This window comes from Cupriavidus sp. 05L310, from assembly GCF_056398185.1.
Genome location: NZ_JBFTOX010000015.1, coordinates 102,368 through 114,336 on the forward strand (window position 1 = coordinate 102,368; position 11,969 = coordinate 114,336).

The 11,969-nt window shown below is 65.3% G+C and carries 9 protein-coding genes; 2 read left to right on the top strand and 7 right to left on the bottom strand.

Annotated features, from left to right (window positions below; genetic code table 11):
* Positions 1-20 precede the first annotated feature (20 nt).
* The 3 genes from AC1DS6_RS13410 to AC1DS6_RS13420 all read right to left on the bottom strand — a co-directional run bounded on the left by AC1DS6_RS13410 (position 21) and on the right by AC1DS6_RS13420 (position 2,910).
* The gene (locus tag AC1DS6_RS13410; protein WP_441625553.1) at positions 21-854 is read right to left on the bottom strand and encodes an aldo/keto reductase; all 834 of its coding nucleotides are present in this window, start codon (positions 852-854) and stop codon (positions 21-23) included.
* A 130-nt stretch (positions 855-984) separates the two neighbouring features.
* Positions 985-2,376: a GntP family permease gene (locus AC1DS6_RS13415; RefSeq protein WP_441625551.1), complete on the bottom strand. Its 1,392-nt coding sequence runs from the start codon at positions 2,374-2,376 to the stop codon at positions 985-987.
* A gap of 141 nt (positions 2,377-2,517) precedes the next feature.
* Positions 2,518-2,910: a tautomerase family protein gene (locus AC1DS6_RS13420; RefSeq protein ID WP_441625549.1), complete on the bottom strand. Its 393-nt coding sequence runs from the start codon at positions 2,908-2,910 to the stop codon at positions 2,518-2,520.
* 140 nt (positions 2,911-3,050) lie between these two features.
* Here AC1DS6_RS13420 and AC1DS6_RS13425 point away from each other — a divergent pair, with 140 nt between their 5' ends.
* Both AC1DS6_RS13425 and AC1DS6_RS13430 read left to right on the top strand, forming a co-directional pair.
* Positions 3,051-3,929: a LysR family transcriptional regulator gene (locus AC1DS6_RS13425; RefSeq protein ID WP_441625547.1), complete on the top strand. Its 879-nt coding sequence runs from the start codon at positions 3,051-3,053 to the stop codon at positions 3,927-3,929.
* A gap of 249 nt (positions 3,930-4,178) precedes the next feature.
* Positions 4,179-6,296: a TonB-dependent receptor gene (locus AC1DS6_RS13430; RefSeq protein WP_441625545.1), complete on the top strand. Its 2,118-nt coding sequence runs from the start codon at positions 4,179-4,181 to the stop codon at positions 6,294-6,296.
* Positions 6,297-6,352: 56 nt separating this feature from the next.
* On the opposite strand, the gene AC1DS6_RS13435 is transcribed toward AC1DS6_RS13430, so the two are convergent.
* From AC1DS6_RS13435 to AC1DS6_RS13450, 4 genes are all read right to left on the bottom strand, one after another.
* Positions 6,353-7,039: a Fe2+-dependent dioxygenase gene (locus tag AC1DS6_RS13435; RefSeq protein ID WP_477102590.1), complete on the bottom strand. Its 687-nt coding sequence runs from the start codon at positions 7,037-7,039 to the stop codon at positions 6,353-6,355.
* 90 nt (positions 7,040-7,129) lie between these two features.
* Positions 7,130-9,370 carry a TonB-dependent receptor gene (locus AC1DS6_RS13440; RefSeq protein WP_441625541.1) on the bottom strand — a complete coding sequence of 747 codons (2,241 nt, stop codon included), beginning with the start codon at positions 9,368-9,370 and terminating at the stop codon, positions 7,130-7,132.
* A gap of 344 nt (positions 9,371-9,714) precedes the next feature.
* Complete coding sequence (locus tag AC1DS6_RS13445; RefSeq protein ID WP_441625539.1) at positions 9,715-10,698, bottom strand: Bug family tripartite tricarboxylate transporter substrate binding protein; 984 nt, start codon at positions 10,696-10,698, stop codon at positions 9,715-9,717.
* Positions 10,699-10,867: 169 nt separating this feature from the next.
* Positions 10,868-11,770: a LysR substrate-binding domain-containing protein gene (locus AC1DS6_RS13450; protein ID WP_441625537.1), complete on the bottom strand. Its 903-nt coding sequence runs from the start codon at positions 11,768-11,770 to the stop codon at positions 10,868-10,870.
* Positions 11,771-11,969 lie beyond the last annotated feature (199 nt).

Genomic DNA, 11,969 nt, shown 5'->3' on the forward strand with positions numbered 1-11,969 from the left:
TGATGGGCCAGCGCCTGGAATCACAGCATTTCGAGCGGATGCGGGCCGCGCGGCGGCGGGAAAGCCACGTCGAGCGCGGCCAACTGCTGTGGCGACAAGCGCAGCGCCAGCGCGCCGTGATTCTCGCGCAGGCGTTCGCGGTGGCTGGTCTTGGGAATTGCGATGACGTTGTCCTGCGCCAGCAGCCAGCCCAGCGCGGCTTGCGCCGGCGTGATCCCGTGCTGCCCGGAGAAGCGGACGAGCCCGGCATTGCGCAGCAGCGTGGCCTGCTCGATCGGCGAGTAGGCCATCAACGGCACCCCGTGCTGGCGCAGCCAGGGCAGCAGGTCCCATTCGATGCCGCGGCGGGCGAGGTTATATAGCAGCTGGTTGGCCGCGACCTGGTTGCCGCCGGGCACGCGCCAGAGCGCCCGCATATCGTCCAGGCTGAGGTTGCTGACGCCGAAATGCCGGACTTTGCCCGCCTTCTGCAGCGCCATGAAGGCCTCCATGGTCTCGGCCAGCGGCACGCCCCCGCGCCAGTGCAGCAGGTAGAGATCCAGCCGGTCGGTGCCCAGCCGGCGCAGGCTGCGCTCGCAGGCGGCCACGGCGGATTTGCGCCCGGCGTTGTGCGGGTACACCTTGCTGACCAGGAAGACCTCGTCGCGCCGGCCCGCGATGGCTTCGCCGACCAGTTCCTCGGAGCGGCCCTCGCCGTACATCTCGGCGGTATCGATCAGGGTCATGCCGAGATCCAGGCCAAGCCGCAGCGTGGCGAGTTCCTCCGCGCGCGCGGCCGGATTCTCGCCCATGTTCCAGGTGCCCATGCCAAGCGCGGCAACGGTTTCGCCGCCAGGCAAAATCGCGGTCTTCATGTGGTAATCCGGTGAAGGAGCAGGCAGGGGCGGGCAGCGTGCGCCGCAAACAGCACGCACGCGACGCCCGGTTACTCACACACACTAGGTAAGGACGGCGCGATGCACAAGGTGCGGCGCAGCGCCGCATTCAGACCACGCCGGTCAGGTAGTACACCGTGATCACGAAGAACACGGCCATGGTCTTGATCACCGTGACCGCGAAGATGTCGCGGTAGGACTCCCGGTGGGTCAGGCCCGTCACCGCCAGCAGGGTGATCACCGCGCCGTTGTGTGGCAGCGTATCCATGCCGCCGCTGGCCATCGACACCACCCGGTGCAGTACGTCGAGCGGGATGCCGGCAGCCTGCGCGCCATGGATGAAGGTGTCCGACATGGCGGCCAGCGCGATGCTCATGCCGCCGGAAGCCGAGCCGGTGATGCCGGCCAGCGTGCTGACGGAGACGGCCGCGTTGACCAGGGGATTGGGGATGCTCTTGAGCGCGTCGCTGACCACCAGGAAGCCGGGCAGGGCGGCGATCACGCCGCCGAAGCCATACTCCGAGGCCGTGTTCATGGCCGCCAGCAGCGCCCCGCCGATGGCGCTCTTGCTACCCTCGGCAAAGCGGTCGCGCACCGCGCCGAAGGCGGTCGCCATCACCACCACGATGCCCAGCAGCAAGGCCGCTTCCACCGCCCAGATCGCGGTCACGGTGGCGATCTGCGTTTCCACGGGCTTGGCCAGGCCGGGCAGCGACACACTGTAGCTGCTGCCGTACCACTGCGGAATCATCCGCGTGAAGACGAAATTGGCCACGCCTACCACCACCAGCGGCAGCAGCGCCAGCGCGGGGTGCGGCAGGTGCCCGGTCTGGCTGCGCTCCGGCTCGTTGCGCAGCGCCGTGCCGTAGCCTTCGCCGCGCGCCATGGCCGCGCGGCGGCGCCACTCCAGGTAGGACAGGCCGACCCCGACGATAAACAGTGAGCCAAGCACGCCCAGCAACGGCGCTGCCCAGGTCGTGGTCTTGAAGAAGGTGGTGGGGATGATGTTCTGGATCTGCGGCGTACCCGGCAGCGAATCCATGGTGAAAGAGAACGCGCCCAGCGCGATGGCGCCCGGCATCAGGCGCTTGGGAATATTGCTCTGCCGGTAGAGCTCCGCCGCGAAGGGATAGACGGCGAACACCACCACGAACAGCGAAACCCCGCCGTAGGTCAGCAGCGCGCAGACCGCCACGATTACCGCATTGGCGCGCGAGCGGCCGATATAACGGATGGCGGCGGCGACGATGGACTCCGAGAAGCCCGACAGCTCGATCACCTTGCCGAATACGGCGCCAAGCAGGAACACAGGGAAATACAGTTTGACGAAGCCGACCATCTTCTCCATGAAGATGCCGGAGAAGACGGGCGCCACGGCGGCGGGCTCGGTCAGCAGGACGGCGCCGAGCGCGGCCACCGGGGCGAACAGGATGACGCTGTAGCCGCGGTAGGCGGCGAACATCAGGAAGGCCAGCGCGGCCAGGACAATCAGGAAAGACATCGGTTCTCCTTGTGTTTCCCGTGCGCGCGGTGCTTTTGGCTCCGCGCGCAACGGACCAGGTGCCGACTTTGCCACAGCTTGCTGCGCTGCGGAATGTCCTGCCTCAAAGGCCGGTGCCGGCCGGTAGCTCCGGCCCGCTGCTCAACCGTGGTGATAGCGGTACTCCTGCGTCAGCCCGCCATAGCCGTAGGTGGCCGCGCGCGCGTCGACAACGTGGATGTACGAGACCGGATGGACGTTGCCGATCAGCTCCGACAGCGACTCGAACACTTCCTTCAGGAACTGCGCCTTCTCGCCTTTCGTGTTCGTTTCATCGGTCACGCTGATATCGAGATGGAAGGCATTGCGGCCGAGCTCCGAGAGCGGTTCGCCGCCGACGATCCAGGCGTCGCGATCGATGTATTGCACGGAGACGACGATGACTTCCGGCTTCTTGCCGAGTACGCGCTGCGTGATCCCGGCCACGGCGGCGGCGCTGCGGCGGGTCAGCGATGCATCGGGTTTGCCGGAGATCTGGAGGTTGATGTGGGGCATGACGGGCTCCTTGGCCTGAGGTTGGCGTTGCTTCGGTTCAGCGGGTAAGTGATGCCATTCTAGGTTTCTGCCTTCCATCGGGAAAACGGGAATTTGCGATATTATCCATCGTCAATACCGAAACATGAGGGAGGTGGTCGATGCGCGCCCTGGAACTCGATCAGCTACGCACCTTCGTCACCGTGGCGGAGGCCGGCAGCCTGTCGGCCGCCGCGCCGCGGCTGTTCCTGTCGCAGTCATCGGTCAGCGAGCAACTGCGCAAGCTGGAGGAGCGCGCGGGCGTGCCGCTGCTCACGCGCGGCAAGCAGGGCGCCTCGCCCACGCCCGCCGGCATGCGCCTGCTGGAACATGCGCGGCGCATCCTGGCGCTGTCCGAACTGGCGTTGCAGGACTTGCGCGGCCATACGCTGGACGGCGAACTGCGGCTGGCGGTGACGGATTACTTCCGGCCTGGCGAGATCGCCGGCATGCTGCGCCGGCTGCGCGAGCGCTATCCCCACCTGCGGCTGCATGTCACCGTGATGAAGAGCGGCATGATCGACGCCGGAGCGCTGACGGATGCCTTCGATATCGGCCTGTCGATGCGGCTGCCGGGCGCCCGCGGCGGCCAGCGGGGAGCGCGCGGCACCGTGCTGCGCCGCGAGGCGCTGGCGTGGGTGGCGGCCGAAGGGGAGGCCGAGGGCATCAGCGCGCCGCTGCCGCTGGTGCTGCTGCCAGATACCTGCTCGCTGCACCAGTACGTGGTGCAGATGCTGCTGCGCCGGCGGCTGGACCATGTAATCGCGCATTCCGCCTCGGGCGTGGCCGGGCTGCAGCTCGCGCTGGCCGCCGGCTTGGGTATCTCCTGCCTGAACGAGTCGGCGATCGGGCCCGGAGTGGCGCGCATCGATGCCCAGACCGTCAGCCGCCTGAAGCTTCCCGCGCTGCCGGCCGCCGAGTTTTACCTGCTGCCCGCGCGGCCCGGCGAGGCGCCTCTGGTGGCGAAGGTGCGCGCGGCCCTGGCGGAGCAATTCGCCTGAAATGGCCTGACCGTTTGCGCGCGGAGACTGCCGGACATGCGCCAGGCATGGACCTGTTTCCAATTGCCTCGCATTTTTGGTCTTTTCGGTATTTTCTCTTTTCCTTAATCGACTAACAGCATGTTGGGTGCTGTTTTGGCCGCTTTTATCGCGCCCGGATATGCATCCGCGTTTTTCATTGACAATTGTTGCCAGTGAAAATGATAATGCGTCGCATTTGTATTTCAATCGTTACAAATCATTACATCGATGCGCCTTATTCTTCGCCCAATCCATGCCGCCGTGCTCGGCGCCTTTGTTTCCCAATCCGCCGTCTTCGGTACCGCGCAGGCGCAGGCGAATAGCACGGCCAGCCTGCCCGAAGTCACTGTGAAGGCCGCCGCTGGCAGCGACCCGGGAGAGGGCTACAACCCGGCCAGCACCGGCAGCGCGACCAAGATCGACGCACCGCTGCGCGATATCCCGCAGACCGTCAATGTGGTGACCGCCGAAGTGATGCGCGACCAGCACGCTACCTCGATCCAGGACGCGCTGAAGAATGTGCCGGGGGTGAGTTTCTCCACCGGCGACGGCCAGCGGGATCAGGTCAGCATCCGCAGCTTTTCGGCCATCGCCGACCAGTTCGTCGATGGTATCCGCGACGATGCGTTGTACTTTCGCGATCTGTCCAACGTCGACCGCATCGAAGTCGTCAAAGGCCCGGCAGCGGTGCTTTACGGGCGTGGCTCGTCCGGCGGCCTGATCAACCGCGTCACCAAGAAGCCCGGCCTCGATGTCACGGATCTGGCGCTCAGCTATGGCTCCTGGCAAAGCCGGCGCGCCGAAGCCGATGTCGGCCGCGTGGTGAACGACGCTGCCGCCTGGCGCATCACTGGCGCCGTGGAGAAGGGCAACAGCTACCGCGACCAGCAGTTCATCGACCGCTTTGCCGTGGCGCCGTCGCTGGACCTGCGCCTGGCGCCCGAGACCACGCTGCTGCTGCAGGCCGACTACCTGCAAGACCGGCGCGTGACCGATTTCGGCATCCCGGCGTACCAGGGCCGCCCGGTCAACGTGCCCGCTTCCACCTACTATGGCGCCGCCAACGCGCGCGACGTGGACTACAGCCAGTCGCGTGTGTACTCCGGCACCGCCACGCTGAACCACCGCTTCAACGAGCAATGGTCGCTGCGCAATGCCACGCGCTACTACCACTACACGCTGGACCGGAACAACACGCTGCCGGGCTTGGTCAACGAGGCGCGCCAGACCGTCACGCTGACGCGCTCGAACGTGGCGCGCGCCGAGCGCGGCTGGTTCAACCAGACCGACCTGATGCAGAAGACCACGCTGTTCGGCATGAAGCACGAGTTGCTCTACGGTGTGGAGATCGGCCAGCAGAACAAGGACCTCGTCAGCTATTCCGCGGGCACGGTGGCCACCGTATCGCTGTTCAATCCTGTGCTTCCCACGCTGCCGCTGAACGGCGGCGCGCTCACCGCCAACAGCCTGGGCACCTTCAAGACCCTCGGCGTCTATGCGCAGGACATGGTGAGCCTGACCGAACACTGGAAGGCGCTGATCGGCCTGCGCCACGACCGTTTCCAGCAAGAGACCGTCGATCATCGCCCCGGCCAGCCTGGCCTGTCGCGCACCGACAACGCCTGGAGTCCGCGCGCGGGCCTGGTGTGGCAGCCCACCAGGACGCAGTCCTACTATGTCTCGTGGAGCCGTTCGTTCCAGCCCTCGGGAGAGGCCTTCGCGCTGGCGGCCAACAACGCCGATATCGCGCCGGAAAGCACGCGCAATACCGAGGTAGGCGCCAAGTACGACTGGCTGGATGGCCGCGCCAGCACTACGGTGTCCGTGTTCCGCCTGGAGCGAAACGGTATCAAGGCAACCAATCCGCTCACCTTGCAGCTGGTGCCGATCGGCGAGCAACGTACCGACGGCGTGGAGCTCACCACCTCGGCGGACCTGTCGCAGGGCTGGCGCGTGCTTGCGGGCTATGCGTATCTTGACGCGCGCGTGACCAGATCGGTTGCGGTCGATGCCGGCCAGCAGGTACAGGGCAAGCGCGCTACGCTGACGCCGATGCACAGCGGCAACGTGTGGCTCACCAAATCGCTGGGCTATGGTTTTGGCGTGGGTGGCGGCCTCAACCTCGTCGGCGCGCGCTTTGCCAATCCGGGCAATACGGTCACGCTGCCGGGCTACGTCACCGCCGATATGATGGCGTGGTACCGCCGTGGTGCGTTCGAGGCGCAGCTCAACCTCAATAACGTGTTCAACCAGGGCTATATCGTCTCAGCCCACGGTACCAGCCCCAACCTGAACATGCCCGGCGCGCCGCGCAGCGTGATGGCGACATTGCGCTACCGGATGTAAGGCTGGCACGGCGGCGCGCCGCGCCGCCGCCAGCCATCAGGTGGATACAGGCGGATTCAGGTGTCGGTCCACTGCCGCAGGAGGTTGTGATAGCAACCCACCAGCGAGCGGCGCGCGCCATCGTCGGCGCCGGTCTGGTTGAGTTTCTGGATGGCGTTGTCGAGGTCGAACAGCAGTGTGCGCTGCGCGTCGTCGCGCACCAGGCTCTGGATCCAGAAGAAGCTCGCCACGCGCGTGCCGCGCGTGATCGGCGTCACCTGGTGCAGGCTGGTGGCGGGATAGACCACCATGTCGCCGGCTTCCAGCTTGACGCTGTGCACGCCGTAGGTGTCTTCCACCTGCAACTCGCCGCCGTCGTAGCTGGCGGGGTCGCTGAGGAACAGCGTGGCCGAGATGTCGGTGCGCAGCTTGCGGCCGTTATGCGGATGGATGCGTACGCTGCCGTCCACATGCGGGCCAAACGTCATGCCCTCGCCGTAGCGGTTGAACATCGGCGGGTAGACGATATTGGGCAGCGCCGCACTGATGAACAGCGGATGCCGTTCCAGCACGCTCAGGATCAGTTGCTGGCACTGCAGCGCCACGTCGGCGCGCTCGTCGATCTGCTGGTTGAACTTGACCGGGGCGCCGGAGTAGCCGGCCGATACGCGGCCATCCACCCAGGCGTCGCCGGCCTGGTCGAGCAGCTCGCGCAGTACGGCGAGCTGTTCCGCATTGAGGACCTTGGGAATGCAGACAAGCATGACGATCTCGGCAGGGTTCGATAGCGGCGCCGGGAGAGGTCCCGGCGTTGCCGCGTGGCGCGACATGGCGCCACGCCACTCTACCTTAGCTTACATGCGGTAGATGAGGGACAGCATCGCCGTGCGGCCGGTGCCCGGCACCGAACGGCCGCCGTCCGACTGGATCAGCGCATCGTAGTACTTCTTGTCGAACACGTTGAACAGGTTCAGGCGCACATCGTACTTCGGCTGGTGGTAAGCAATCATGCCGTCCCAGCGCACGAAGCCGCCCACCTGCACGGTGTTGGTGTTGTTGGCATAGCGTTGCGACATATAGAAGGCGCCGCCGCCCACTTCCCAGTCCTGCAGCACGCGGTAGCTGGTCCATGCCGTCGCGGTGTGCTTGGGCGTATTGGTCGGGACCATGCCCTGGGTGCCGGCGGCAATGCCGTTGACGATCTCGCCGTCCAGGTAGGTGTAGCCCGCGAAGACCTGCCACTTGTTGGTGATGCGGCCGGTGGCGCCGGCACGGAAGCCGCGCACGCGGATCTTGCCGGTCAGCGCGTAGGTGGTGGTATCGATCTGGCTGCGGGCATTGTCCTTGGTGATCTGGAACAGCGCCGAAGTCAGCGACAGGTCGCCGCCCATCAGGTCCCACTTGCCGCCTACTTCATATGACTTGTTCTTTTCCGGGTCCAGGTTCGTCTGGCCCACGGTACCGACCAGTTGCTCCAGCGACGGATTGAACGAAGTGCCGTACGACAGGTAGTAGGACTGCGCCTCGGTCGGCTGCCAGAGGCCACCCACGCGCACGCTGGTGAAGTTGACGGTCTGCTCGGCGTTGGCCAGCGCAGTGTTGCCCTTGGTATTGTTCGAGTTGACCGAGTTGGTGATGCTGGCGAGATATCGGTCGTAGCGCAGCCCGCCCACCAGCTTCCATTGCTTGCTGAATTCGATCGAGTCATTGGCATAGACCGCCAGGGTATTGGCCGAAGCGCCCTGCCGGTTGCCAACTGCGCTCGGCGCGGTAGCCGGCGAGTTGATGTAGGTCGGGTTGACCACCGGTTCGCATGCGGCGTAGCCGCTGGTGCCCGCTGCCGCAGTGGCGGTAGCGCCGGGGTTCAGCGGCACGCCGTTGCAGGTGCCGTTGCGGTAGTAATTCTGGTTGTCATAGCCATCGTGGCCGATCTCGGCGCCCATCAGCACGGTGTGCTTGACCGGGCCGGTGTCGAACTTGGCGGTCAGCTCGGTCTGGTTGAAGATCGAGTAGTCGCGGATATGGCGGTCGTGGCTTTGCTGGCGGACAAACAGCGAACCCAGTGGCAGGGTGGTGGTGGTCAGGGGGGTGAAGCCCTTGGCGTTGACCGTGCCGACGGCATTCGGCGCCGTCTCGCGCGCATTGGTGTTGACGTAGTTGTACTGGGTCTGGTTGCGCAGGCGCAGGTTGGGCGAGATCTTGTGATCGACCGTGCCATTGAGCGCGACGACGTCCTGGATGGTGCGGTCGTCATTGAAGCCGTACGCCGTCTTGCGGTCGACGTTGACCGGATGCCCGTTGATCGCCGGCAGGCCGTAATCGGGCTGGTCCTCGTTATGCTGCAGCAGCGCCGAGAGCGTGATCTCGGTGGGCGTGCCGATGCCCAGGCGCCAGGACGGAGCAAGGCCGAAATCCTTCACCTTGGTCTGGTCGCGCGTGCTCGGTGCGCCGTCCTGCGCCATCGCCGAGATGCGGAATGCCGAAGTCTCGCCGGTGGGCGTGTTGTAGTCGGCGGTGGCGCGCACCAGGCCATTGGTGGTGACCGACCCCGTGACCTCCGTGGCGGCCTTCAGCGACGGCTTCTTGCTGACCTGGTTGATCACGCCACCGGTCGATCCGCGCCCGAACAGCATCGACGACGGTCCCATCAGCACTTCCACCGAGTCCAGCGCGAAGACGTCGCGATAGTACTGGCCGCGGTCGCGGAAACCATCGAGATAAATGTCGGTACGCGCGGAGAAGCCGTTGAGGTTGATGTTGTTGCCGATCTGGCCGCCTTCGGCGCCGCCGATGGTGATGCCCGGCACGTTGCGCAGTGCATCCGTCAGCGAGGTACCGCCCTGTGCATCGATCAGCGCCTTGTTGACCACCGTTACCGATTGCGGAATGTCGCGCAGTTCCTCGGGCAGCTTGCTGATCGAATTCTTGACCGCGTTGTAGTCGTCATTGACGCGTCCGCTTTGCACCACGACCTCTTGCAGCGTTGTCGCGCCCTGGCTGGCGGCAGGCGCGGGAGCGGCCGTCTGGGCCAGGGTGACAACGGGGGTGGCGAACAGCGCGAGCAGTGCAGTCGCGATCGGAGTGCGGCGGTTCATGTCGATTCTCGATTCCGGTACGGCCGTAGGTACGAGTCAGCCGGCGGTTGCAAGAAGTGCAAGCCTGCGGTTCGGACAACGGCGGGAAAAATACGTTTGGGCGATCCGGAATATAAATGCGAATGATTAGCGTTGCAATTCGCGTTGGCTTTTTTTCACAGACATTGGTGTTGGTGTTGAATGTATTTGTTGGAAGACATTAATGCTGTATTTCACAGCTATTACAGCACTTTAATTTCTAATTGCGGAGCATGGGGCGCATTTCAGAAATGAAACAGGCCTGTACGTAACAGGCCTGATGCAGACATTTGCAGTCCTGGCAGACAGGACTGGTAGAAAATTTATTAATCCGCCGTCATATTGGCTTTCTTTGCAATGCGTCCAAGGCGCTCGCGCTCCGACTTGATGAAGGCAATGAAGCTCTCCTGCGTGCCGCCCGCGGGCTCGATGCCGTTGGGGATCAGGCGGTCGCGCGTTTCCTGCGTCTGCATCGCAGCGCTCATCTCGGTGTTCATCTTCTTCAGGATGGCGGGGTCCGTACCCTTGGGCGCGAACACGCCGGCCCAGTGGCCGATGCGCACTTCCGGCATGCCTTGCTCGGCGGTGGTCGCGATATTCGGTGCCGCGCTCATGCGCTTGTCCCAGGTCGCGCCCAGCGCCTTGAGCTTGCCGGCCTTGATGTTGGGCAGCACCACCACGCTGGCCTCGGAGGTGGCCGTCACCTGGTTGCCGATCACCGCGGTAATGCTCTCCGAACCGCTCTTGTAAGGCACGACAGTCAGCACAGCGCCTTTCTCCTTGAGCATCTCTTCGACAAAGTGCGGCGTGCTGCCGCTGCCTGCGGTAGCGAAGTTGGCGCCCGATGCCTGCTTCTTGGAATACTCGACCAGTTCCTTGAGGTTGTTCACGGGTAGCGACGGCGATACCACGATCACGGAGGGGCTCACCGCTACCAGTGAGACCGGCACCAGGTCGTCCGGCGCGTAGGGCATCTTGCTGCGGATCAGGCTGTTGGTGACGGTGCCAACCGCGCCGACCAGGAAGGTGTAGCCATCCGGTTTGCTCTTGGCCACATAGTCCGCGCCCACCACGCCGCCGGCGCCGGGTCGATTCTCGATCACCACCGCCTGGCCGAGCCGCTTGCCAACCGCGTCGGCGGCAGCGCGCGCCACCAGGTCGTTGGCCCCGCCCGCGGTGAACGGCACGACAAACTTGATCACATGCGTCGGCCACGCATCGGCGGCGTGGGCCGGCATGGCGAGGCCGGCGGCGGCGAACAGGGCGGGAACGGCAAGGGTCAGCGCGCGGCTGGTGGCGGGGATACGCATGGTTGTCTCCATTGGCTGTTTTAGGTACCGGGCGCCTGGCCAGGCCAACGTTGTGGCCAGCGCTACGCCGAGCGACCGATGATAACCAGCGAAGCTGTCAATTCGCTGAATCTGCGCATGCGCTTCCATAAGCGCTCCACTGCCTCCTCCCGCTTGCCGGGGTTGGCGACTACTGGCCGTCCACGGTCTGTTGCGCCAGCCAGTTGCGGAACGCGCGCGCCGCCGCGGCTTCCGCGCGGTCCTGGGGCCACACCGCGTAGTAGCCGCCGCCCAGGCTTGCGCTCGCTTCGCAGGCGCGCACCAGCAGCCCCTCGTGCAGGCAGCGGTCGATCATGTGCCGCCACCCGAGGGCGATGCCCTGGCCCTCGATCGCGAGTTGCAGCAGGATGGGATATTGGTTGGCCACCAGCTTGTGTGGCGGGCGCGCATCGGCTACGCCGTTATGGGCCAGCCATGTCTGCCACGACATCCATTGGCGCTGTCCGTCTTCCAGCATCAGCAAGGTCTCGCCGGGGAGGTCGGCAGGCTTGAGCCGGCGGCCGTCCAGGTACTGCGGGGCGCAGACGGGGAACACGTCCTCGTCGTAGAGGCGGCGCGAAGCCAGTCCCGGCGGCGGGCCTTCGCGCAGGTAGTACAAGCCCACGTCGAACTCCGCAGGCGACAGCGACGCCAGGCTGTCGTTGATGAGCAGGCGCAGGTGGATGTCGGGATGCGCGGCACGGAATCGCGACAGCCTGGGCGTGAGCCATAGCACCGCCACGCCGGAGGAACAGGCCACCGTCAGCTCGCCATGGCCTTTGCGCTTCATCACCTCCTCGGTAGCTTCGGCGCATGCTGCCAGCAGCCGCTGCACTTCCTCGGCATAGGCCTGGCCGCTCACTGTCAGGCGCAGCGCGCGCGGCTCGCGGATAAACAGCTTCTTGCCCAGGAAGTGCTCGAGCTGGGCAACCTGCCGGCTGATGGCGCTTTGCGTCAGATGCAGTTCGGTGGCGGCGCGGGTGAAGCTGCCGTGGCGCATGGCGGACTCGAAGGCGACCAGGCAGGGCAGGGGAGGAAGGGGGGAGATGCGCATGGCGGCGAGTGGGAGGGTTCAGTCGCCATGATAGTGCGCGGAGGGCTTGATTCGGTGCTACAGGTTTGCTCCCCCCCGCTTGCGGGATGGGGCGGGTGCTCGTTATGCCGTCGTGCTGAAGAAAACTGTTGGCTTTGCTTCAGGTGGTTCCTAGCTAAGCCACCCCTCTCCCCAACCCTCTCCCCCGAGGGGAGAGGGC